The organism is Polaromonas sp. P1_F4, from assembly GCF_056405675.1.
Window position 1 is genome coordinate 36526 of sequence record NZ_JBFUBP010000006.1, and the last position, 23494, is coordinate 60019.

Consider the following 23494-nt stretch of genomic DNA (forward strand, 5'->3'; position numbering starts at 1 on the left):
CATGTCCCGATTCCAAGTCAAAAAAGTCGCCGTCCTCGGCGCCGGTGTCATGGGCGCGCAGATCGCCGCCCATCTGGTCAACGTCAAGGTGCCGGTGGTGCTGTTCGACCTCGCCGCCAAGGACGGCCCGAAGAACGGCATCGTCATCAAGGCGGTCGAAGGCCTCAAGAAGCTCAAGCCGGCGCCGCTGGGTGTGCCCGAAGACGCGGCGATGATCCAGCAAGCCAACTACGAAGAGAACATGGAGCTGCTCAGGGAATGCGACCTCATCATCGAGGCGATTGCCGAGCGCATGGACTGGAAGACCGACCTGTACCACAAGATCGCGCCCTTCATTGCCGAAGGCGCCATCGTGGCCAGCAATACCTCGGGCCTGTCCATCACCAAGCTCAGCGAGGCGCTGCCCGAATCCATCAAGCCGCGCTTTTGCGGCATTCACTTCTTCAACCCGCCGCGCTACATGACGCTGGTGGAGCTGATCAACACGCCGACCACCGAACCCAAGGTGCTGGACGACCTGGAGGCCTTTGTCACCAGCGCGCTGGGCAAGGGCGTGATCCGTGCCCACGACACACCCAACTTCATCGCCAACCGCGTGGGCATCGCCAGCATGCTGGCTACCATCAAGGAAGCCGAAACTTTCGGTCTGACCTATGACGTGGTCGATGACCTGACCGGCAAGAAGCTGGGCCGCGCAAGCTCAGGCACCTTCCGCACCGCCGACGTGGTGGGCCTGGACACCATGGCCCACGTCATCAAGACGCTGCAAGACAACCTCGGCCCCGGCAAGGTGGAAGATCCGTTCTCCGACGTCTACGGCACGCCGCCCGTGCTGGCCAAGCTGCTCGAGTCGAAAAGCCTGGGCCAGAAGACCGGCGCCGGTTTCTACAAAAAACAGGGCCGCGACATCCTGCGCCTGGACCCGGAGAGCATGGAATACGTGCCCGCCGGCGCCAAGGCCAATGAAGTTGTCGGCCGCATGCTGAAAAAACCTGCGGGCGAACGCCTCAAGCTCTTGCGCGAAGCCGAGGGCGCGGAAGCGCGCTTCCTCTGGGCCATCCTGCGCGACCAGTTTCATTACGCCGCCGTGCACCTGGAAAGCATTGCCGAAACCGCACGCGACATCGACTTCGCCATGCGCTGGGGCTTTGGCTCCAAGCAGGGTCCCTTCGAGCTGTGGCAACAGGCCGGCTGGAAGCAGGTAGCTACCTGGATCCAGGAAGACATCGACGCCGGCAAGGCGCTGTCCAAGGCGCCGCTGCCAGACTGGGTGTTCAAGGGCCCGGTGGCCGACGCCGGTGGCGTGCACACGGCAGAGGGTTCCTGGAGCGCTTCAGCCAAAAAATTCATCCCGCGCCGCCAGCTGCCGGTCTATGAGCGCCAGTTTTTCCCCGAAGACGTGCTCGGCGCCAAGGCGCCTGCTTTTGAGACGGCAGGTACCACGCTGCATGAAGACGACGCGATCCGCCTCTGGACGCTGGACGGTGTCAATGGTGAAGTAGGCGACGTATTGATCGCCAGCATCAAGACCAAGATGCACGCCATCAGCCCCGACGTTGCTGAAGGCCTGGCGATGGGTGTGGACCTGGCCGAGAAAAGCTACAAGGGCATGGTCATCTGGTCGAATGACGAGATGTTCTCTGCCGGCGCCGACCTGCAAGCCATGCTGCCCGCCTTCATGATGGGCGGCGCCAAGGCGATTGAAGGGGCCGAGGCCGAACTGCAGAACGTGATGCTCAAGCTGCGCTACGCGGCGGTTCCCGTGGTGTCGGCGATTCGCGGCCTGGCGCTGGGCGGCGGTTGCGAAATGGCAGTGTATTCGGCCAAACGCGTGGCTGCGATGGAAAGTTATATCGGCCTCGTCGAAGTCGGCGTGGGCCTGGTGCCCGGCGCCGGTGGCCTGGCCTACATCGCCCGCCGTGCCGCGGAAAACGCCGGCACCTCGACCAACAAGGACATCCTGCCTTTCCTCACCGAAGGCTTCACCGCCGCCGCGATGGCCAAGGTCGGTACCAGCGCGATTGAAAGCCGCAAGATTGGCTATTTGCTCGACAGCGACGTGATCGTGCCGAACAAGGACGAGCTGCTGTTCGTGGCACTCAATGAAGCGCGTGCCCTGTTCAACTCCGGCTACCGCGCACCGCACAGGCGCCAGTTCCCGGTGGTGGGCCGTAGCGGTCTGGCCACCATCAAGGGCCAGCTGGTCAACATGCGCGACGGTGGCTTCATCAGCGCGCATGACTTCCATATCGCCAGCCTGATCGCGAATGTGGTCTGCGGCGGTGATGTCGATGCTGGCACGCTGGTGACCGAAGAGTATTTGATGACGCTGGAGCGCAAGGCGTTCTGCTCGCTGCTTGAACACCCGAAAACGCAAGAGCGGATCATGGGAATGATGAGTACGGGCAAGCCCGTCAGAAACTGATGAACACCTCCATCGGACACTCACTGCGTGTAGCGCCTTTCCCCTTTGCAGGGGGCAACGCCTGCGGCCCGGCAAAGCCGGTTCCGCGGCGTTTGCTGGTTGGGAGAAACTCATGAACGATCAACTACCCAACCGTCTGGCGCGGCAACTGCAGCGGCTTGAGGAAGTACCGGCGTTTGCGCGCGCCTGGTTCCGCAGCGTGGTGCTGCGCCGTGCCGTGCCCTTTACCGGCACCGCCGGCCTGGACTTTATTGAGATGGGCACGGGCCGGGTCGAGATCGGCATCAGGAACGAGAAGAAGGTGCAGAACCACATCGGCGGCGTGCATGCTTCGGCCATGAACCTGCTGGCGGAAACCGCCACCGGCATGGTGGTGGGCATGAACGTGCGCGACGACTGCATCCCGCTGGCCAAGGAGCTGAAGATGGCGTTCAAGAAACGCGCCACCGGCGCCCTGCGTGCGGTGGCCACCTTGAGCGAAGCGCAACGCGCGGCCATGCAGGCCAGCGACAAGGGTGAAGTCACTGTGCCGGTCACCGTGACCGATGAAGCCGGCGTCAACCCGGTTGAATGTGAATTTGTCTGGGCCTGGATTCCCTCCGGCCCACGGAAAAGTTAACCGAGAAATTGAAGGAAACCATCATGGCCAAACAAGTCCAGGAAGCCTACATCGTCGCCGCCACCCGCACGCCCATCGGGCGCTCGGGCCGCGGCTATTTCCGCAACATGCGGCCCGACGACCTGCTGGTCAAGGCGCTGCAGGCCGCGTTGGCGCAAGTGCCCTCGCTGGACCCGAAGGCGATTGAAGACATCATCTGCGGCTGCGCAATCCCCGAAGGCCCGCAAGGCCTGAACGTGGCGCGCATTGGCGCGGTGCTGGCGGGCCTGCCCACCAGCGTGGGCGGAATCACCGTCAACCGTTTTTGTGCCTCCGGCCTCTCGGCCATCCAGATGGCGGCCGACCGCATCCGCGTGGGCGAAGCCGACGTGATGATCGCCGCCGGCACCGAGAGCATGAGCATGGTGCCCATGTCGGGCAACTCGCCGTCGCTGTCGCCCAATATGTTCATGAACGACGAGAACGTCGGCATCGCCTACGGCATGGGCCTCACGGCCGAAAAGGTGGCGCAACAGTGGAAGGTCTCACGCGAGGCGCAGGACCAGTTCGCGCTGGAGTCACACCTAAAGGCCATCAAGGCGCAGCAGGCTGGCGAGTTCAGCAACGAGATCACGCCTGTTGAAGTGACCGACCGCACGGCCAACCTGGAAACCGGCGAAGTCGTCGCCAAGACGCGCACCGTGAGCCTGGATGAAGGCCCACGGCCTGATACCTCGCTGGAAGGCCTGGCCAAACTCAAGACGGTGTTTGCCGCGCGCGGCTCGGTCACCGCGGGCAACAGCTCGCAGACGTCCGACGGCGCGGGTGCCCTGGTGCTGGCCAGCGAAAAAGCCGTCAAGGACTTCGGCCTGAAGCCGCTCGCCCGCTTTGTCAGCTACGCCGCCAAGGGCGTGCCGCCCGAGATCATGGGCATTGGCCCGATCGAAGCCATCCCCGCAGCCTTGCGTTATGCCGGCCTCAAGCAGGAAGACATCGACTGGTTTGAATTGAATGAAGCCTTTGCCGCACAGTCGCTGGCGGTGATCAATACACTCAAGCTCGACGCCTCCAAAGTCAACCGCATGGGCGGCGCAATCGCCTTGGGCCATCCGCTGGGTGCGACGGGTGCGATCCGCGCTGCGACTGTGATCCACGCATTGCATCGCCACCAGCTCAAGTACGGCATGGTGACCATGTGCGTAGGTATGGGTCAGGGCGCTGCGGGTATTTTCGAACGCGTGTAAGGCCGTCGGCGGCGACCCCGCTGTCGCGCTTGCGGCAGCGGTTATGGCAGCTGCGGGGCAGACTGGGCTTTTCCTGACTGGAGACAGAAGATGGAGCGAATCACGGTTCTGACCCAGGACTCCTGGGCGCTGGCAGCGACGGTATTTGCAGCGGATCTCGCGGGAGGCGAGGCCCGCGGCGGTGTACTGCTGGCCGGTGCAATGGCCACGCCCCAGCAACATTACGAGCCCTTCGCCCGCTGGCTGGCCGGGCAAGGCTTTACCGTGCTGACGCTCGATTACCGCGGCACTTTTGCCTCCGGCGGTGAGCGCGTGGCGTCCACCGATGCCACCTTCGATACCTGGGGCCAGCAGGACGTGAGCGCCGCTGCCCGGTTCTTGCGGCAACGCGTGCCGGGCCTTCCGCTTTACTACCTGGGGCACAGCCTGGGCGGGCAATTGTTTGCCAGCTCCGAAACTACGCACTTCTTTCAGCGTGCCGTGCTGGTTGCCAGTGGCAGCGGTTACTGGCCGCGCCTGCGCAACGCCGTGCCGCGTTGGGGCCTGTTTGCCGCCACGCAGATCTGGGCGCCCTTACTGGTACCGTTGTTCGGTTATTTCCCGGGCCGGAAACTGCGCAAGGTTGGCAACATTCCCGCAGGTGTGATGCGGCAATGGACGCGCTGGTGCCGCCATCCGGACTACCTGGCGCGTGATGCCCATCAGCGTGAACGTTTTGAACGCGTGCAGACGCCCATCACCTACTTCAACTCAAGCGATGACGAGGTCTTTTCACAGTGGTCGTCAGACCGGTTTGTGGCCTTGTTCGGTGCGCGAAGTGAACCGGTGCAATGCATGACCCTTGACCCGGGAAATCTGGGTGTCAGGCATATAGGCCACTTCGGCTACTTTCGCGACAAGCTGCGTGCCAGCTTCTGGCCGCAGCTTGTGCAACATCTTCACGCCTGATGCGTGTGCCCGAGTTCAGTTCATCCATTTCCAGGAGCATGTGATGCAGATGCAGATCCTCAGTTCAGGCACGGCGCAACTGTCCACTCGCGTCTATGCGCCTTCTTCGCCTGCGCGTGCCAGCGTGGTCATCGGTGGCGCCATGGGGGTGCGGCAAGACTATTACGCACCGTTTGCGCAATGGCTTTCTGCCCAGGGCTTTTGCGTCACCACTTTTGACTACCGCGGTTCGGGCGGATCCTTGCCCAACACCGCCAGCGGCAGCCTGCGTGGTTTCAAGGCCGACCTGCTCGACTGGGCTGCCGACTATGAGGCTGTGGTAGATGCCGCCAAGGCAGCTTTACCGGATGCACCGCTTTACCTGCTGGGTCACAGCCTGGGTGCGCAGCTGCCGGGTTTCCTGAAGAATCAGGACAAGATCGATGGCCTCGTCAGCATCGCGGCAGGAAGCGGTTACTGGCGCGACAACGCACCGCAGCTCAGGCGCCTGATTCTGTACTTCTGGTATGTGCTGGTGCCTTTGGCCACGCGTCTTTGCGGTTATTTCCCCGGGCGCAGGCTCAAAAAAGTCGGCGACCTGCCAGCCGGCGTGATGCTGCAGTGGCGCAAGTGGTGCCTGGATCCGCACTACAGCGTGGGGGCCGAGGGAGAAAGCGCACGGCTGAGTTATGGGCGGGTCAGTTTTCCTGTGACCGCGCTGTCCATGACAGACGACGAGCTGATGACCTGGCGCGGCACGCAAAACCTCATCAACCTGTACACCAATGCACCGCGCAGCTTTGAACGCATCGCGCCGGCAGATCTCAAGGTCAGGCGCATCGGGCATTTCGGCTTCTTCCGGGAACAGTTCAACCAGACCTTGTGGCCGCGCGTCCAGCAGATCATCGACGGCATGACCGGTGCCGCCAAAGCCCCGGTTTGAAACGGAAAGCCCCATCACACCTGCCGACATGACAAGCACGCATACTTTTGACGACGCGCTCAGGCTGGAAGCCGCCGGCAGCGACAGGCCCGACACCTGGCTGGGTCACAGCAGCCCTGAGTACTGGAACATGGTGGGCCCCTTCGGCGGCACTACAGCGGCCACGGCCCTGCGGGCCATTCTGCTGCATCCGGCCCTGCTGGGCGAGCCGGTGGCGTTGACGGTGAACTACGCGGCGGCCATGGCAGAAGGGCCGTTCACCGTCACGGCCAGGCCGGCCCGCACCAACCGTTCCACCCAGCATTGGGTGGTGGAGTTGTCGCAGGACGGCGACGTCGCCGGTGCCGTGATGACAGCCACAGCCGTCACGGCCGTGCGGCGCGAGACCTGGAGCCTCAACGACACGCCCATGCCCGCGGTCACGCTGGCCGACGCTGCGGGCAGGCTGCGGTTTTCAACATCCGCGTGGACGAATCGCTACGACATGCGGCCGGTACGCGGCGTGATTCCGCAGGTGTGGGACGGCAGTGGCGTAGACAGCCTTACGCAGCTGTGGGTGCGCGACGATCCACCGCGGCCGCTCGACTTCCCGGCACTGGCGGCCATGTCCGACGTGTTCTATCCGCGGGTCTGGCTGCGCCGTGCCACACGTGTACCCGCCGGTACGGTGTCGATCACCACGTACTTCCACGCCGACGGGCGGCAACTGGCTGAATGCGGTGAAGGCTATTTGCTGGGGCAAGCCAGGGCCCAGGCCTTTCGCAATGGTTTCTTTGACCAGACTGCGCAGCTGTGGAGCGAAGCGGGTGTACTGCTGGCTACCAGCGCGCAGATTGTTTATTACAAAGAATAGGCCCGCAGGGCAGCATGCATGGCTGGCCCCTACACTTGCGTCTTAACGGAAAACACATGAACACTCCCACCCCTATTTCCACCGGCAGCATTCCCGAAATCCTGAGCCACGTCGACGCGGGCGTGATGACCATCACGCTCAACCGTGTGGACAAAAAAAATTCCATCACCTCCGCCATGTATGGCGCCATGGCCGATGCGCTGGAGTCGGCCCACCACGATGCAGCCGTGCGTGTGGTGGTGATCCAGGGACATGAAACCATTTTTTCCGCCGGTAACGACATCGGCGACTTCCTGAACAAGCCGCCATCAACGCCCGATTCGCCGGTCTTCCGTTTCCTGCGCGGCATCAGCAGCTTTCCCAAACCGCTGATAGCCGCTGTGTGCGGCCCCGCAGTCGGCATAGGCACCACGCTGCTGCTGCATTGCGACCTGGTCTATGCCGGAGACAACGCTGCGTTTTCCATGCCTTTCGTCAACCTGGGCCTGTGCCCTGAAGCCGCGTCGAGCTTTCTGGTGCCGCAGCTCATGGGTTACCCGCGCGCCGCCGAGGCACTGCTGCTGGGCGAACCCTTCATGGCCGAGACCGCACTGGAGATCGGCTTGATCAACCGCATCGTGCCGCCCACCGAAGCCAATGCACTGGCCCAGCGCCAGGCGCAAAAGCTGGTCGCCAAACCGCTCAGCGCGCTGATGGAAACCAAGCGTCTCATGAAAAAAGGCAACGCCACCGTGGTGGCCGAGCGCATGGCCGAAGAAGGCGTGAGTTTCGGCCGCATGCTGGGTGAGCCCGCGGCGCGCGAAGCCTTCTCTGCCTTCATGGAGAAGCGCAAGCCGGATTTCAGCGCCGTCTGAGTTTCTCGCTCCTTCCCCCGCTGGGGGAAGGCAGGGGGGCTCGCGACTTTTAGATATCGAACCGGATTCCTTGTGCCAATGGCAGGCTGCTGCCGTAGTTGACGGTATTGGTGGCACGGCGCATGTAAGCCTTCCACGAATCGGAGCCCGACTCGCGTCCGCCGCCGGTTTCTTTCTCACCACCAAAGGCGCCGCCGATTTCTGCGCCGCTGGTGCCGATGTTGACGTTGGCAATGCCGCAGTCGGAGCCGCGCGCCGAGGTGAACTGCTCGGCTTCGCGCAGGTCTTGCGTGAAGACCGCCGACGACAGGCCATGCACCACGGCGTTGTTGAGTGCGATGGCTTCGTCAAAGTTGTCATAAGGCACCACATACAGAATCGGTGCGAAAGTCTCGTGCAACATGGGGCCGGCTTGCGTCTTCAACTCGACGATGGCGGGGCGCACATAGTGGGCTGATCCATCGCCTGGTTGCCGCTCACCGAAATGCACGGTCGCGCCCAGCTTCTTCGCTTCGCCCAAGGCCGACTGCATGGCGTCAAATGCGCGGCCATCGATCAGCGGGCCGACCAGCGTGCCGTCATTGAGCGGGTTGCCAATGGGCAGTCGCTCGAAGACAGCGACCAGGCGTTTGACCAGCTCCGGGTAAATTGAGCGGTGAACGATCAGGCGGCGCAGGCTGGTGCAGCGTTGGCCTGCGGTGCCAGCGGCAGCAAAGGCTGCGCCGCGCACCACCAGCTCCAGGTTGGCCGACGGGCAGACGATGGCCGCGTTGTTGCCGCCCAGCTCCAGCAGCGAGCGTTTGAAAAGGCCGGCGCAGGCAATCGCCACATTCTTGCCCATGGCGGTGGAACCAGTGGCGCTCACCAGCTTCACATGCGGGTGATTGACCAGCGCCTCGCCGGTGGCACGCTCGCCGATCAGCAGTTCGCTCAGGCCTTGCGTTGCCAGGCCCAGGTCTTTCGCCGTTTGCAGCAGCAGGCCGTTGAGGGCGATGGCTGATAGCGGCGTCTTTTCCGAAGGCTTCCAGGCCAGCGTGTTGCCGCACACCAGCGCCAGCGCCGCGTTCCAGGCAAACACCGCCATCGGGAAGTTGAAGGCCGAGATGATGCCCACCACGCCCACGGGGTGCCAGGTTTCCAGCAGCTTGTGGTCGGGGCGCTCGCTGGCAATCGTGAGGCCGTAGAGCTGGCGCGAAAGGCCCACGGCGAACTCGCAGATGTCGATGACTTCCTGCACCTCGCCCAGGCCTTCCTGCAAGATCTTGCCGGTCTCCAGAGAGATCAGCTGCCCCAGCTGGGCCTTGTGGCGGCGTACGGTTTCACCAAAAGCGCGTACCAGCTCACCGCGCTTGGGCGCGGGCACATTGCGCCAGGCTATGAAACGCTGGTGTGCGCCGTTCAGTGCGCTGTCGACTTCGTTGGCGCTGTGGATGGCTACGCGCGCCAGGAGGCTGCCGTCGATGGGGGTGACCACTTCGATGGCCGCGGACGCCTTGCTGCCGAGGTCGGCGTTGACGCCCAGGGTTTTAAAGAGGGATGAAACGTCGCTGGAGTGACTCATGCGAAAGTCCTTTCGTGGGTTGTCCTGAAATCGGAAGCGGTGTGGGTGGCGAGGCTTTGCAGCCCGCGGCCCAGGCGCTCGGCGCCTTGTTGCAACGCGGCCTGTGATGGGTTGGCAAAACTCAAACGCAACCAGGGTTGTGCGGCGTTGCTGATGCTGAAGGCGGCGCCTGGTACTACCAGCACTCGATGCCGAAGCCCGAAGTCCACCCAATCTTTTGTCGGCAACAGGGGCAAGTCGCTGCGCAGTCGTGCCCAGACAAACATGCCGCCCTGCGGCGCATCGAATTCGAGCAACCCGCCGGCATGCGCGCGCAAGGCGTTGGCCAGCGTGGCGCCTTTGGCCGCGTAGGCTGTGCGCAGCGAGGCCAGGTGCGACGCGAGGCGGTAGGAGCCCAGCATGGTCGCCAGCGTGAGCTGCTCCAGCGAACCGCTGTGCACGTCGGCCGCCTGCTTGGCCAGCACCACCGCGCGCAGAATGTCCGCCGGCGCGAGCAGTACACCCAGGCGAAGGGCAGGGGCCACTACCTTGGAATAGCTGGTCATGTAGGCGACCTGCGCGGGCGAGCCGGCCTGCTGGTTGAGTTGTGCGAGCGGAGGCGGCGGCGCCTCGCCAAACCACAGCTCACCATACGGGTCGTCTTCCATCAAGGTCACGCCGTATTGCGTGGCCAGCTCGAGCAGGCGCACGCGCCGCGCCAGCGGCATGACCGCGCCGGTCGGGTTGGCAAAGTTTGGCACTACATACAACACGCGCGGGTGTTCGGCCTGCAGAATGGATTCGAGCCGGTCGATATCCATGCCGTGTGCGTCGGTCGGAACTTCAATCAGCCGCGCGCCCGCAAAACGGAAAGCCTGCAACGCGGCCGGGTAGTTGAACGATTCCACCGCGATGCCTTCGCCGGGCTCGATGAGCACACGCGCCAGCAAATCGATAGCCTGTTGCGAACCGGTGGTGATGAGCAGCTCGGTTGCCTGGGCCACCAGTCCGCGTTGTGTGAGCAAGGCAGCGCTAGCTTCGCGCAACTCGGGCAGGCCCTCGGTGGCGCCGTATTGCAAGCTGCGGCCTTGCAGCTTGCCTGTCACGTCCTCCAGCGATTCACGCAGCCAGTCGGCAGGCAGCAGGGCCGGATCGGGATGCCCGCCAGCCAGCGAAATCATGCCCTCCTGGCTGGCCAGTGCCAGCATGGCGCGTATCGGTGAGCCACTGGCCTGTGCGTACAGCGCACGCACAGCGCTCATGCGCGTGCAGCCGTCATGCCGAAAATGCCGGTGGCGTTGCCGGCGTCAAAGGCCAGGTCCAGCCGCGGCGCCTGCACGGGGTCGTTTGCGGCGATGGGTATCAGTGCATCACGTGTGATGAATTCATAGAAGGATCCCGGCACGTCGCGTGTGACGCGGCCCTGCGCGGTGATGAACTCGCGTTGTACCGTGGCGGCACGGAAGGCCGTCTGCCGCACGCGGCCGCTGGCTGACACTTCAACCTTGTCCTTGATGGGCCGGCCCAGCATGCGCTGGCGCTCCGCCACCGCGTCCACGTCACTCACGCGGTCGGTCGCATGGTTGAAGGCATTACCCTCGGTGGCAATCCAGGCCATCTCGGCGGATTCGGCCAGCAGCAATTCATAGTCGTCCATGCCAAAGACACCGTGCTGGCGGTCAAAGCATTGCAGCAGCTGTGGCAGCAAGCGCAGTGCCTGTGCCAGGGGCAGCATGCCATCGCGTGTGAGCTGCTCCAGGTCGGCCACGTCCTGCGGGCCCAGTGGATCGCGCGAGGTCGACAGCACGCGTGTCACGGCCGACTGGAAGGGCGTGGAGAACTGCTCGGGGTGCAGTTCAGACACAAAAAACTGCGCGATGTCTTCAGGAAAATCGCGGTGGCTGTAGGCGCGGCCGGTCATCTTCAGGCGCGGCAGCGGGTAGGTGCCCTGCAGTTCAAAACCCAGCGGGCGCAGCACGCGGGTGAAGGCCGCTTCGCCCGCGGGCAGGGCGCCGCTGGCCCAGCGCACGGTACGCAGCGCGCCGTGGTCAAACACCACCTGGCGCTTTTGCGCCACCACGTCGCTGGCGATATAGTCCTGCCCGGCCGGCACACGCTGCACCAGGCCGTGAAACAGCGCCATGTTCAGCGCCTGGGCCAACTCGGCCCGGGTGACGATGCCCGAAGCGGCTTGCTGTAGCGACGGGTGAACGTACATCTGTTCATGGATATTTTTGACGGCTTCGGCTGGCAGGCAGCAGGCGAGGAGCTTCTTAACATGGGTCATATCAGTCGTGTAATTGGCAGGTGAAAGCCGGATTTTCGGCAGTTTCAGCGCCACGCACAAAGGATGTATTTCGATGGAGCCATGAGATATATTCATGCGATGCGCCGAAAAATCCCATCCACCCAGGCCCTGCTGGCCTTTGAAGCGGCGGCCCATCGCGGCAGCTTTACGCTGGCGGCGCAAGACCTCTCGGTGAGCCAGAGCGCGGTCAGCCACCAGATTCTGGGCCTCGAGCAGGATCTGGACGTGAGCCTTTTCCTGCGCCTGCCTCGCCAGCTGGAACTGACGGACGCCGGCCGCTCGTTGCTGGCGCGTGTCAGCCCCGCGCTGGATTCACTCGAGGCCGCCATGCTGGACTTGGTGTCCTCCAAAGGCGAGGGCGGCACGCTGGAGCTGGGCGTGGTGCCCACCTTTGCCACGAAGTGGTTGATCCCGCGCATGCCGTCTTTTTTGAAAGCACACCCGCATGTGACGCTGAACCTGGCCACGCGTCTGCAGCCTTTTGATTTTTCAATGACGGGGCTGGACGCGGCCATCCATTACGGCCGGCCCGACTGGCCCGGCACGGAGTCTGAATACCTGATGGGGGAAGACAGTGTGGTGGTGTGCAGCCCGCTGCTCATGAAAAAGCGCCAGCTGCGCCGCCCGGCTGATGTCCTGAAGTTCACGCTCATCCACCAGAGCACACGCCCGCATGCCTGGCGCGACTGGTTTCAGCTGGCCGGCATTGACGATGCGCAGGGCGCAGGCACCGGCCCCAAATACGAACTTTTTTCCATGATCGCGCAGGCCGTCAAGGCCGGGCTGGGGCTGGCGGTGCTGCCGCGCTTTCTGGTGGCCGACGACATCGCCGATGGCACGCTGGCTGTTCCCTTTGATCTTTCGCTGAGCTCAGACTTTGCGTACTACCTGGTCTGGCCTTCGCAGAAAACCAGCTGGCGGCCGTTGGTGCAATTGCGTAGCTGGTTACGCGAGCAGGCTTCACAGACCACCCAACCCTGACACGTCACGTGTTATCGGCAGGCGCCAGACTCTGCGCTGGCCGCCTCAGCGTACTGTCAAACGGATTGATCTGCGCACTGATGGCCGTCGCTTCGCGCTTAAGCAACTCCACCACCGTGGGCAGGCGGTCGGGGCTCAGGCGTGACGAGATCGTGCCCACGCTGAGCGCGGCGACGGCGCGGCCTTCGCGGTCCAGCACCGGCACGCCGACGCCGGCCATACCGTCGAGCAGATTGGTGTTGCGCCCTGCATAACCAAGCTCGCGCACGCGCTCGATCTCGGTGCGCAGGTAGACCTCGTCGTACACGCCAAACTCTCGTACGCGCGGCAGGTTGTAGCGGATCACTTCTTCGCGCTCGGTTTCTGGCAAAAAGGCCAGGATGGCCAGACCGCCCTGGCCCATGCCCAGCGCCACGCGCCCGCCGATGTCGCCGGTGAAAGAGCGGATGGGAAACGGCCCTTCGCTGCGGTCCAGGCAGACAGCGTCAAAGCCGCTGCGCACCAGCAAAAAGATGGTGTCGCCCAGGCTGGCGCACAGCCGCAGCATTGAAGGCCGACACAGGCTGCGCAGGTCCATCGTGTTGCCGGCCTGCGCGGCCAGCGCAAAAAAATCAATGCTCAGCCGATACAGCTTGGAGCCGGTTTCCTGCTCCACCACGCGCTCGGCCACCAGGCTTTGCAGGATGCGGTGGGTGGTCGCCTGCGTGAGGCCTGTGGCCTTGGCGATGTGCGTGATGCGCCCACCCTTGGCCTGCGTGGCGGCCAGCGCCCGGATGATGGAAAAGGCGCGTTGCACGCTGCTGGAACTATTGTCTTCATCCTTCACGGCGTCTCCTTTGGTGGAATCAGTATGGCATTAAGTGTATATAAATTCCATTCAACGGAATAAATCAAATAAAGATATCTCTATACGGAATAACCTATTGACGATTTTTTAGGTGATGCCCTAGCATGAAGTCATCAAGGTGTCATCGTTTTGCATATCGTTTGCATGTTGCGGCGCTGGCCATCCCCCTTGTTGCAGAGGTGCTCCCCATGTCTTTTTTGACCCTGGCGAATGTGAACAAGTCTTATGGCGCCACCCGCGCCGTGGCCGACATGAACCTGTCGGTGGAAAAGGGCGAATTCGTCTCGCTGCTCGGCCCTTCGGGTTGCGGCAAGACCACCACCTTGCAAATGATTGCGGGCTTTTGTGAGGTGACCTCCGGCCATGTCACGCTGGACGGTCGCGACATCACCCACGCCAAACCCAATTCGCGCGGCTTGGGCATCGTGTTCCAGAGCTACGCGCTTTTCCCGCACATGAGCGTGTACGACAACGTCAGTTTCGGCCTGGAGATGCGCCGCGTGCCCAAAGAAGAACGTGCCGAGCGCGTGAAAGCCGCGCTGGCTCTGGTACATCTTGAGGCGCACGCCGGCCGCTACCCGCGTGAGCTGTCGGGCGGCCAGCGCCAGCGTGTGGCCCTGGCGCGTGCGTTGGTCATCTCGCCGCCCGTGCTGCTGCTGGATGAGCCACTCTCCAACCTCGACGCCAAACTGCGCGAGGAAATGCAGTTCGAGCTGCGGCAGATCCAGCGCAAGGTCGGCACCACCACCGTGATGGTCACGCACGACCAGACCGAGGCCATGTCTATCAGCGACCGCGTGGTGGTGATGGAAGCCGGCCGTGTGACGCAGATCGACCAGCCGCACCGGCTGTATGAACATCCGCAGACACGCTTTATCTCCAGCTTTGTCGGCAAGGCCAATTTGCTGGAAGGCCGTGTGATGGCCACCGGCCCCTGGGCCACGGTGAATGTAGGCGGCAATGTGCCGCTGGAAGTCGAAGCGCCCGGTGTGTCAGAGGGCGATGCCGTGGTGCTGAGCCTGCGTCCCGAGAAAATCCGCCTGGTGCCTGAAGCCCAGGGCCGTATAGGCGGCACGGTGCATGAACGTTTTTTCCTCGGCAGCCAGTGGCTTTACCAGGTGTCGACGGCAGCCGGCAAGCTCGCGGTGGTCTGCCCTAACGATGGCACGTCGCCCGCCGAAGAAGGCTCGAACGTCGGTCTGGACTGGACCGCCCAGCAGGTGCGCCTGCTGCCCGGCACGCAAGGGGTGCCAGCGTGAACAGTACGGCCGTGGCTGCACCGATGGCACCGGCCCGGGCCAGTGCATCCCGCACGCCCTGGCTGTTGTCAGCGCCGGCCTTCACGCTGTTTGCCTGCCTGTTGCTGGTGCCGCTGGCGCTCACCGCGGTGCTGTCGTTCCAGGTGTTTGACCACGCCACCGGCGTGAAGAACAGTTTCACCCTGGCGCATTACGCCGCCGTGCTGACGGACGACTACTACCACGGCATCTTCTGGCGCACGCTGTGGATTTCGGCGCTCACCACGCTGATCTGCATCGTTGTCGGCGCGCCCGAAGCGTATGTGCTCAGCCGCATGCGCAGCCCCTGGCGTTCTATTTTGTTGCTGGTGGTGCTGGCGCCGCTGCTGGTGTCGGTGGTGGTGCGGGCGTTTGGGTGGAGCATGCTGCTCGGCCCCGAAGGCGTGGTCAACCAGGCCATGCGCGCCGTGGGCCTGCCGTCCATGCGTATTCTCTACACCGAAGCCGCCGTGGTCATCGCGCTGGTGCATGTCATGCTGCCCTTCATGGTGATCCCGGTCTGGACCTCGCTGCAAAAGCTGGACCCGGGTGTGGAAGACGCGGCGCTGTCGTTGCAAGCTTCGCACTTCACCACCTTGCGCCGCATCATTTTTCCGCAGGTGTTGCCGGGCATCCTGTCTGGCAGCCTGATTGTGTTCGGCCTGAGCGCCAGCGCCTTCGCGATCCCGGGCCTCCTGGGCGGGCGGCGTTTGAAGATGGTGGCCACTGTGGTGTACGACGAATACCTGCACGAGCTCAACTGGCCGCTGGGCGCGGCGATCGCGCTCACTCTGCTGCTGGCCAACCTGGCCATCATGCTGAGCTACAACCGCGTGCTTGAGCGTTCGTACAAGAAATCGCTGGGATAAGGAGTACGCCATGTCCAAGAACGGTCCTCTCGCGCTGCTCTTCAACGCACTCGTCATCACCTTCATGCTGGCGCCTCTGGTCATCGTATGCGTGGTGGCCTTCACGCCCGGCAACACGCTGGCGATTCCGACCACGGAGTTTTCATTGCGCTGGTTTCGTGCGGTGTTTGCGCATTCCGACTTTGTGCAGTCCTTCAAGAACAGCCTCTGGCTGGCGTCGATAGCTGCCACGCTGGCTACGCTGCTGGCTGTGCCGGCCGGGCTGGCGATTGCCCGCCATACCTTCCCGGGCCGTGATTTCCTCAATGGCCTGTTTCTCTCGCCGCTCATCATTCCGCACCTGGTGTTGGGCGTGGCGCTGCTGCGTACCTTCTCGCTGATCGGTGCGACCGGCAGCTTTTTCTGGCTGGCGCTGGCGCACGTGGTCATCATCACGCCCTATGTGCTGCGGCTGGTGCTGGCTTCGGTCGAAGGCAGCGACCGCAGCGCTGAGCAGGCGGCCCTCTCGCTGGGCGCAAGCCAGGCGACGGTGTTTGTGCGCGTCACGCTGCCGATGATCCTGCCTGGCGTTACCGGCGGCTGGCTGCTCGCTTTTATCAACAGCTTTGATGAGGTGACCATGTCGATCTTTGTCACCGCGCCCTCCACCGTGACCTTGCCGGTGCGGATGTACATGTATGCGACCGAGTCGATAGACCCCTTGATGGCGGCCGTCTCGGCCCTCATGGTGGCGCTGACGGCTGTGGCCATGCTGGTGCTGGACCGCATCTACGGCCTCGACAAGATCCTGGTCGGACACAAATGAAATCAACCATTGAAATTGCCCGGGTGAGCCGCAAGCCTGCAGCCCTGCTTCACCGCCTGGCCGAAGGCAATCGCAAACCGGTGAACTTTGTGCTCAATGGGCAGGCCCTGAAGGCCTTGGCCGGCGACACCGTGATGACGGCGGTGCTGACGCACAGCGCGCAGTTGCGCTTCAGCGAATTCAGCGGTGAGCCGCGCGCCGGCTTTTGCATGATGGGCGCCTGCCAGGACTGCTGGGTCGCGACCGAATCGGGCCGGCGCCTGCGTGCCTGCAGCACCTTCATCGAAGAAGGCATGCGGCTGGTGACTGGCGCGGAGGGACCGGTATGAGTACGCAGGCGGTGATTGTGGGCGCCGGCCCGGCCGGCGTGCGCGCTGCCGAGGCGCTGGTGGCGCACGGCCTGCGCCCTGTGGTGGTGGACGAGGCGCCGCGCTGGGGCGGGCAGATTTACCGCCAGCCGCCCGCAGGCTTCATGCGGCCCAAAGAAGCTCTGTATGGTTTTGAGGCCGGGCGCGCCGACGCGGTACATGAGGCCATGGCCGGTATCCTGGACAAGGTCGATTACCGCCCCGACACCCTGGTCTGGAGCGCTGAAGGCGGCAAGCTCGACTTGCTTCACCATGGGGTGATGAGCACGCTGCCCTACAGCCATCTCATCGTTGCCACCGGTGCGGCGGACCGTGTCCTGCCTTTTCCCGGCTGGACTTTGCCCGGCGTCTACACGCTGGGCGCCGCGCAGGTGGCCCTGAAATTCCAGGGCTGCGCGATCGGTTCGCGCGTGGTGTTTGCCGGCACCGGGCCGCTGCTGTATTTGATTGCTTACCAATACGCCAGGGCGGGCGCCAAAGTTGTGGCAGTGCTTGATACGGCCAGTTTTGCAGGCAAGGCCGCCGCCGTGCCCGCCATGCTGCGCCAGCCGGCGCTGTTGGCCAAGGGCCTTTATTACCTGGGCTGGTTGCGAGCGCACGGCGTCGCGGTGCACCAAGGCGCGGAACTGGTATGCGCCACAGGCGACGAACGCGTGCAGGCGATGCACTGGCGCAAGGCCGGCCGAACGCACGAGATCGCCTGCGACGGCGTGGGTTTTGGCTACGCGCTGCGGCCCGAGACGCAACTGGCCGATTTGCTGGGCTGCCATTTTCGCTATGACAGCCTGCAGCGTGGCGCATTGCCCGAGCGCGACGCCATGGGCCGCTCCAGCGTGGCAGGTGTTTACCTGGCCGGCGATGGTGCCGGCATCATGGGCGCTGATGCCGCGGAATGGGCTGGCGAGCGTGCCGCGCTGGCTCTGCTGGCGGACACCGGGCACAGGATCGATGTGGCACGCGCGGCCTCGCTCGAAAACCAGCTTTCGCGTACGGCGGCCTTCCGGGAAGGACTGGAGCGGGCCTTTCCATTTCCCGCTGGTTGGGCTGCAGCCGCCCCTGATGAACTGGTGGTCTGCCGCTGTGAAGAAATCACTGCGGGCGAGTTGCGCCGCTGCGTGGCCGAAACCGGCGCGCGCGAGATGAACCGCCTCAAGGCACTGACGCGGGTCGGCATGGGACGCTGCCAGGGGCGTACCTGCGGCGTGGCCGCGGCGGAAATCCTCGCCCAGGCCTGTGCTGCGCAGCCTGACGCCGTGGGCCGGCTGCGCGGGCAGTCACCTATCAAGCCGTTGCCGTTTTCAGCCATGGCCGCCCAGGTGATAACGCAGGAGGGCGTCTGATGGAACGCATTGCGGCCGACGTTGCCATTGTGGGCGGCGGCATCATGGGCTCGTCGGCGGCGCTGTTCCTGCGCCGTATGGGTTTGTCGGTCGTGCTGCTCGAGCGTGACCTGTGCGGTTCGCGCTCCAGCGGTGTCAACTACGGCGGCGTGCGCCGCCAGGGCCGCCCGATCAGCCAGCTGCCGCTTTCGCAGCGCGCGCAGGGCTTGTGGACGCAATTGCCCGAACTGATCGGCATCGACGGCGAATATCTCCCTTCGGGGCACCTCAAGATCGCGCGCAGCGAAGCCGACCTGGTCTCGCTCGAAAGCTACCGTGAGCGCACGTTGGGCTTCGGCATGGATTTGCAGATGCTCTCCATGCGGGCCTTGCGCGAACGCTGCCCGTGGCTGGGAAAAGCTCCCATAGGCGCGTCGCTGTGCCCTGGTGACGGACAGGCCAACCCGCGCCTCGTGTCGCCGGCCTTTGCAATGGCCGCGCGCAAGCTCGGCGCCGACGTACGCGAACAGACCCGTGTGGACGAGGTGGCGCGCGACGGAGCGGTGTTTGTGCTGCGTTCGGGCGATGCGCTGGAGGTTCGCGCCAAACACCTGCTCAATTGCGCGGGCGCATGGGCAGGCGCCCTCGCGACGCAGTTCGGTGAGCCCGTGCCCATGGAGGCCGGCCATCCCGAGATGTCGGTGACCGAACCGCTGCCCGCATTCATGAACCTCAGTCTCGGCGTGGAAGGCGGCGGTATCTATGCCCGCCAGGTCGCGCGGGGCAACTGCGTCATCGGCGGCGGCCGGGGTTACGCGCTGGACGAGCAGCGTGCCCGCGCCCAGCGCAGCGGCCTGGCCGGCCTGATGCAGCAAGCCGTCGAACTGCTGCCGGCACTGAAGAACGCCCACATCATTCGCACCTGGAGCGGCACCGAAGGCTACCTGCCCGACCGCCAGCCGGTCATAGGACCGAGCGCCACCACACCGGGCCTGATTCATGCATTCGGATTCGCCGGGGGCGGCTTCCAGCTGGGGCCGGGTGTGGGCGCGGTGCTGGCTGACCTGGTGCAAAGCGGCGAGAGTGCCACGCCTATCGACGCCTTTTCGATTGAACGCTTTTCCGCAAACCCGCGTGCGACAACCGCCGGGCTCGTTTCTTCCTCCGTTGTCTAGTTCTCTTTCACAGCCCTCCTCGATTTCACTGCCTTCACTTCACCAACGCCACCAGGAGCTTTCCATGAACATCTCCCTACGATTCCTGACCGCCCGCGCTACAGCGGTGTCGCTTGCCGTTGCAGCCGCCGGCCTGGCCGGCGGAAACGCCATGGCTCAGACCAAGACGCTGTATATCGGCATGAACGGCGGCACCATGGAAAAAACCTACACCGAACATGTCTTCGGCGCGTTCGAGAAGGCCAACAACGTCAAGGTCGTCGTCGTGCCCGGCACCTCGTCGGACATCCTGGCCAAAGCGCAGGCCAACAAGGACAACCCGCAGATGCATGTGATGTTCCTGGACGACGGCATCATGTACCGTGCCATCGGCATGGGCCTGTGCGAGAAGATGCAGGCCACCCCCGCGCTGAATGACCTGTTTCCCACGGCACGCTTCAAGGGCGACATGGCCGCCGGCGTCAACATCGGCATGACCGGCATCGCCTACAACAAGAAGATGTTCACCGAGAAGGGCTGGGCGCCGCCGACTTCGTGGATGGACATGGCCAACCCGAAATACAAGGGCAAGGTAGTGTTCCAGTCGCTGTCGTCGTCAACTTTCGGCCTGCACGGCTTCCTGCTGTTCAACCGCATCCAGGGCGGCAACGACAAGAATGTGGAGCCCGGCTTCAAGGCCTGGCCCACCACCATAGGCCCCAACGTGCTCGAGTACATCCCGAGCTCGGCCAAGATCGCTGAAATGGTGCAGACCGGTGAGGCCGCGATGTTCCCGCTCACGCCCACCGCCGTCGGCGTGCTCAAAGACAAGGGCTTGCCCGTGGAATACGTGCAGCCCAAGGAAGGCTCGGCCGTGCTGACGGTGGGTGAATGCGTGATTGCGAAGAACAGCGAACCTGCGCTGGCTCACAAGCTGGCCCAGTACCTGCTGTCGCCTGAGGCGCAGGCCGCGGCGCTGGAGTTTGGCGACCAGATACCGTCCAACCCCAAAACCAAGGCCAGCGGCAAGGCTGCCGCGCTTGTGACCCAGATGAACACCTACATGAAGACGGCGACTACGGTGGATTGGGATGCCATCAACGAGAACCGCCCGGCCTGGAATGCGCGCTGGAACAAGACGGTCGAGCGCTGATCATCCATTGCCAGCGCCTTTCGCAGGCGCATGCGAAAACCCGAAGCGGGCCTTTCCGGGCCACTTCGGGTTTTATGCTTTTTGGGCCTCCATCGCAGTCGGAATGAGCGCAGGCAGCTATTAAATTTATAGCATCCTAGTTGTGCCGATGGCGCAGCAAACGCAAGCCATTGCCCACCACCAGCAGGCTGGCACCCATGTCGGCAAACACTGCCATCCACATCGTCGCCGTGCCGAAGATGGCCAGCAGCAGGAAGATGCCTTTGATGCCCAGCGCCAGGCTGATGTTCTGCCACAGGATGGCGTGCGTGCGTTGTGACATCCGCACTGTTTCGGCCACCCGCTCCAGGTTGTCGTTCATGATCACCACGTCGGCCGCTTCCATGGCCGTGTCGGCGCCGGCGCCGCCCATGGCGAAGCCGATGTCGGCCTGCGCCAGTGCGGGCGCGTCGTTGATGCCGTCGCCTGTCATGCCGGTGGCGCCGTAGTGCTGCTGCATTTCGCGGATGGCGTCGAGCTTGGCCTCGGGCAGCAGGTCGCCGCGCGCATCGCTGATGCCGGCCTGGGCGGCGATGGCGCGCGCCGTAGCAGTGTTGTCACCGGTCAGCATCACGGGCGTGACACCCAGCGCCTTCAGGTCGGCAATCGCCTGCCGGGACGTTGGCTTGATGGTGTCGGCCACCGCGAACAGGGCCAGCACACGTGTGTTGTCGGCCAGCAGCGTCACCGTGCGGCCTTGCTGTTCATGCCGGGCGAGTTCAGTTTCCAGCTCCACGCCGCACAAGCCCAACTCATGGATAAGGCGGTGATTGCCCAACACGAGGCGTTGGCCCTGGGCCGTTCCCTCAACGCCCCGGCCCGGCAGGGCCTTGAAGGCTTGCACGTCGGCGGCTTCGGTGTTCAGGCCCGCTGCAATCGCTTTGGACACCGGATGATCAGACCGTGAGGCCATGCCGGCGGCCAGCTGTACGGCCATCGCTGCGTCTGCGTTGCCCCAGGTACGCCAATCCACCAACCGGGGCTTGCCCTCCGTGATGGTGCCGGTCTTGTCGAGCGCGACGGCTTTGAGCAGGCGCGCCTGCTCGAGGTAGGTGCCGCCCTTGATCAGGATGCCCCGGCGCGCGGCGGCCGAGAGCCCGCTCACCACCGTGACGGGCGTGGAAATCACCAGCGCGCAGGGGCAGGCGATGACCAGCAGCACCAGCGCCTTGTAGATCGACTCCTGCCAGCTCAGGCCCGCCAGCAGCGGCATCAACACGGCGACCGCAACGGCGATGGCGAACACGGCCGGCGTGTAGACGGCGGCAAAGCGGTCGACAAAACGTTGCGTGGGTGCGCGGCTGCCTTGCGCCTGTTCGACGGCGTGGATGATGCGTGCCAGCGTGGTATTCCCGGCAGCCGCCGTGACGCGCACTTCGATCTCTCCGGTTTGATTGATGGTGCCGGCAAAGACGGCGGCACCGGGTTCCTTGTCGACCGGGATGCTTTCGCCCGTGATCGGCGCCTGATTGACGGCGCTGTTGCCCAGGGTGACTACGCCATCCAGCGGCACGCGCTCACCCGGCTTGATGCGCACCACGGCCTCTAGCGGAACGGCGGCCACAGGCGTTGCTGTCCATGCGCCGTCCGCGCCCCGCATCAGCGCTTCTTCTGGCGCCATGTCCAGCAGGCCCTTGATGGCATTGCGCGCGCGGTCTACGGCTTTGGCTTCGATCAACTCGGCAATGGCATAGAGTGCCATCACCATCGCGGCTTCCGGCCACTGGCCGATCAGGAAAGCGCCGGTGACGGCGACCGACATCAGCGCGTTGATGTTGAGCTTGCCGCGCAGCAGGGCGGCCATGCCCTTTTTATAGGTGTCCAGGCCGGCCAGGCCAATGGCCAGCGCCGCCACCGCCATGCCGGCGACTTTCCAGGCCAGCAGCTCGGGCGCAAAAAAAGACACGGCCTCGGCGCCCACGGCCAGCACCAGCGCCGCGGCCAGGCGGGTGACACCGCTGCCAAAACCGTCATCATGGCCGTGGTCGTGCGCATGCCCCTCATGGTCATGGCCGTCTGCTTGCGCGTTGGCACCCGTCTGGGCAGGTTGCGGGTCAAACCCGGCCTTGCGGATCGCGTCCAGGGCCGTCGCACAGGCTTCTTCGCTGGCGTCTATTCGCAGCGTGCGTGCACCCAGCTGGAAGCCCAGCGACCGGATACCGGCGATCGGCTCCAGCGCGCGCCGGATGTCAGACTCTTCGGCGCTGCAATCCATGGTGGCGATGCGGAAAATCCGCCCCGCGGCACCGGCGGCATTGGATACAGGTGCGTGTGCGGCATGGGCGCCGCCACAGCAGTCGCCGGTAGGGGCATCCGGGCCGGAAACAAGGGTTTTTTCAGATTTCATGGCCTAATTGGAAACCCTGTAGCGGCCTTAGAGTCAAGCTGGCTGCTGAAGTGACCCTACAGCGATGTGGGGACGATGTTCAAGGAGTCGCCATGAAAATCGGAGAACTGGCCAAAACCGCGCAGACCCAGACGGAAACCATCCGTTACTACGAACGTGAGGGTCTGTTGCCCGAAGCGGCGCGCACCGACGCCAATTACCGTATCTATGACGAAAGCCATGTGCAGCGCCTGGCCTTCATACGCCACTGCCGGTCGCTGGACATGACGCTGGCGGAAATTCGCGCATTGCTGAACTTCAAGGATGCGCCGGCCGGCAGCTGCGACGACGTCAACAGCCTGCTGGACGAGCACATCAGCCACGTCGCCACGCGCATCCGCGAACTCAAGGCGCTGGAAAAAGACCTCAAGGTCTTGCGTGAGCAGTGTGCCAGCGGCCAGGCCGCGGGCGACTGCGGCATCCTCAGCGGCCTGGAAAAAGCTGCACTGCGGCAAAGCCAGAACCGCGTCCCCGCCGGGCGCGGCCATGCCGCACATATCCACGGCGCGCACCCGCAGGTCGGTGTGCCCGCCAAAGAAGAGGACCGCCAAAACCCCGCCACCGGCAAGGCGGCAGCCGTGCGCAAGTGACGAAACGCGGGCTG

Annotated in this window: 21 protein-coding genes; 16 read left to right on the forward strand and 5 right to left on the reverse strand. The window is 64.1% G+C overall.

All coding sequences use genetic code 11. The annotated features are described in order from the left end of the window. Nucleotide 1: 1 nt before the first annotated feature. From AC1DYQ_RS13420 to AC1DYQ_RS13450, 7 genes are all read left to right on the forward strand, one after another. Nucleotides 2-2425: a 3-hydroxyacyl-CoA dehydrogenase/enoyl-CoA hydratase family protein gene (locus AC1DYQ_RS13420; protein ID WP_477687196.1), complete on the forward strand. Its 2424-nt coding sequence runs from the start codon at nucleotides 2-4 to the stop codon at nucleotides 2423-2425. Between the two features lie 112 nt (nucleotides 2426-2537). Further along, nucleotides 2538-3044, forward strand: coding sequence for a DUF4442 domain-containing protein (locus AC1DYQ_RS13425; RefSeq protein WP_477687197.1), 507 nt, complete (start codon nucleotides 2538-2540; stop codon nucleotides 3042-3044). 23 nt (nucleotides 3045-3067) lie between these two features. Continuing rightward, nucleotides 3068-4267 (forward strand): acetyl-CoA C-acyltransferase, encoded by a 1200-nt coding sequence (locus tag AC1DYQ_RS13430; protein WP_477687198.1) that lies wholly within the window; start codon nucleotides 3068-3070, stop codon nucleotides 4265-4267. 90 nt (nucleotides 4268-4357) lie between these two features. Beyond that, entirely contained in the window at nucleotides 4358-5215 is an 858-nt protein-coding gene (locus AC1DYQ_RS13435) for an alpha/beta hydrolase family protein (protein ID WP_477687199.1), read from the forward strand. 43 nt (nucleotides 5216-5258) lie between these two features. Beyond that, nucleotides 5259-6137 (forward strand): alpha/beta hydrolase family protein, encoded by an 879-nt coding sequence (locus AC1DYQ_RS13440; RefSeq protein ID WP_477687200.1) that lies wholly within the window; start codon nucleotides 5259-5261, stop codon nucleotides 6135-6137. Nucleotides 6138-6165: 28 nt separating this feature from the next. Further along, nucleotides 6166-6990 carry an acyl-CoA thioesterase gene (locus tag AC1DYQ_RS13445; protein ID WP_477687201.1) on the forward strand — a complete coding sequence of 275 codons (825 nt, stop codon included), beginning with the start codon at nucleotides 6166-6168 and terminating at the stop codon, nucleotides 6988-6990. Nucleotides 6991-7046: 56 nt separating this feature from the next. Beyond that, nucleotides 7047-7844 (forward strand): enoyl-CoA hydratase, encoded by a 798-nt coding sequence (locus AC1DYQ_RS13450; protein ID WP_477687202.1) that lies wholly within the window; start codon nucleotides 7047-7049, stop codon nucleotides 7842-7844. A gap of 49 nt (nucleotides 7845-7893) precedes the next feature. Here AC1DYQ_RS13450 and amaB read toward each other — a convergent pair whose 3' ends face one another. The 3 genes from amaB to AC1DYQ_RS13465 are packed head-to-tail and all read right to left on the reverse strand — an operon-like array spanning nucleotide 7894 to nucleotide 11671. After that, on the reverse strand, nucleotides 7894-9405 hold the full coding sequence (amaB, locus tag AC1DYQ_RS13455; RefSeq protein WP_477687203.1) for an L-piperidine-6-carboxylate dehydrogenase: 1512 nt from the start codon (nucleotides 9403-9405) through the stop codon (nucleotides 7894-7896). Further along, nucleotides 9402-10646: an aminotransferase-like domain-containing protein gene (locus tag AC1DYQ_RS13460; protein WP_477687204.1), complete on the reverse strand. Its 1245-nt coding sequence runs from the start codon at nucleotides 10644-10646 to the stop codon at nucleotides 9402-9404. The genes amaB and AC1DYQ_RS13460 overlap by 4 nt, the downstream gene beginning before the upstream one ends. After that, nucleotides 10643-11671: a 2-oxoadipate dioxygenase/decarboxylase family protein gene (locus tag AC1DYQ_RS13465; RefSeq protein WP_477687205.1), complete on the reverse strand. Its 1029-nt coding sequence runs from the start codon at nucleotides 11669-11671 to the stop codon at nucleotides 10643-10645. The genes AC1DYQ_RS13460 and AC1DYQ_RS13465 overlap by 4 nt, the downstream gene beginning before the upstream one ends. A gap of 99 nt (nucleotides 11672-11770) precedes the next feature. Between AC1DYQ_RS13465 and AC1DYQ_RS13470 the strand changes: the two genes are divergently transcribed. Continuing rightward, nucleotides 11771-12673, forward strand: a complete 903-nt coding sequence (locus AC1DYQ_RS13470) for a LysR family transcriptional regulator (protein WP_477687206.1) — start codon at nucleotides 11771-11773, stop codon at nucleotides 12671-12673. 4 nt (nucleotides 12674-12677) lie between these two features. Here AC1DYQ_RS13470 and AC1DYQ_RS13475 read toward each other — a convergent pair whose 3' ends face one another. Beyond that, on the reverse strand, nucleotides 12678-13499 hold the full coding sequence (locus tag AC1DYQ_RS13475; protein ID WP_477687207.1) for an IclR family transcriptional regulator: 822 nt from the start codon (nucleotides 13497-13499) through the stop codon (nucleotides 12678-12680). Between the two features lie 209 nt (nucleotides 13500-13708). Between AC1DYQ_RS13475 and AC1DYQ_RS13480 the strand changes: the two genes are divergently transcribed. From AC1DYQ_RS13480 to AC1DYQ_RS13510, 7 genes are all read left to right on the forward strand, one after another. Then, nucleotides 13709-14779, forward strand: a complete 1071-nt coding sequence (locus AC1DYQ_RS13480) for an ABC transporter ATP-binding protein (RefSeq protein WP_477687208.1) — start codon at nucleotides 13709-13711, stop codon at nucleotides 14777-14779. Between the two features lie 23 nt (nucleotides 14780-14802). Then, nucleotides 14803-15666: an ABC transporter permease gene (locus tag AC1DYQ_RS13485; RefSeq protein ID WP_477687398.1), complete on the forward strand. Its 864-nt coding sequence runs from the start codon at nucleotides 14803-14805 to the stop codon at nucleotides 15664-15666. A 10-nt stretch (nucleotides 15667-15676) separates the two neighbouring features. After that, nucleotides 15677-16471 (forward strand): ABC transporter permease, encoded by a 795-nt coding sequence (locus tag AC1DYQ_RS13490; RefSeq protein ID WP_477687209.1) that lies wholly within the window; start codon nucleotides 15677-15679, stop codon nucleotides 16469-16471. Then, entirely contained in the window at nucleotides 16468-16800 is a 333-nt protein-coding gene (locus AC1DYQ_RS13495) for a (2Fe-2S)-binding protein (protein WP_477687210.1), read from the forward strand. The genes AC1DYQ_RS13490 and AC1DYQ_RS13495 overlap by 4 nt, the downstream gene beginning before the upstream one ends. Next, nucleotides 16797-18179 (forward strand): FAD/NAD(P)-dependent oxidoreductase, encoded by a 1383-nt coding sequence (locus AC1DYQ_RS13500; RefSeq protein WP_477687211.1) that lies wholly within the window; start codon nucleotides 16797-16799, stop codon nucleotides 18177-18179. Before AC1DYQ_RS13495 ends, AC1DYQ_RS13500 begins: the two co-directional genes overlap by 4 nt. Beyond that, nucleotides 18179-19333, forward strand: coding sequence for an NAD(P)/FAD-dependent oxidoreductase (locus AC1DYQ_RS13505; protein ID WP_477687212.1), 1155 nt, complete (start codon nucleotides 18179-18181; stop codon nucleotides 19331-19333). Before AC1DYQ_RS13500 ends, AC1DYQ_RS13505 begins: the two co-directional genes overlap by 1 nt. Before the next feature lie 64 nt (nucleotides 19334-19397). Beyond that, a complete protein-coding gene (locus AC1DYQ_RS13510; RefSeq protein WP_477687213.1) occupies nucleotides 19398-20465 on the forward strand; it encodes an ABC transporter substrate-binding protein in 1068 nt (355 codons plus the stop codon). Nucleotides 20466-20601: 136 nt separating this feature from the next. Here AC1DYQ_RS13510 and AC1DYQ_RS13515 read toward each other — a convergent pair whose 3' ends face one another. After that, the gene (locus AC1DYQ_RS13515) at nucleotides 20602-22851 is read right to left on the reverse strand and encodes a heavy metal translocating P-type ATPase (RefSeq protein ID WP_477687214.1); all 2250 of its coding nucleotides are present in this window, start codon (nucleotides 22849-22851) and stop codon (nucleotides 20602-20604) included. Between the two features lie 92 nt (nucleotides 22852-22943). Between AC1DYQ_RS13515 and cadR the strand changes: the two genes are divergently transcribed. Then, the gene (cadR, locus tag AC1DYQ_RS13520; RefSeq protein ID WP_477666599.1) at nucleotides 22944-23480 is read left to right on the forward strand and encodes a Cd(II)/Pb(II)-responsive transcriptional regulator; all 537 of its coding nucleotides are present in this window, start codon (nucleotides 22944-22946) and stop codon (nucleotides 23478-23480) included. The last annotated feature ends 14 nt before the right edge of the window (nucleotides 23481-23494 follow it).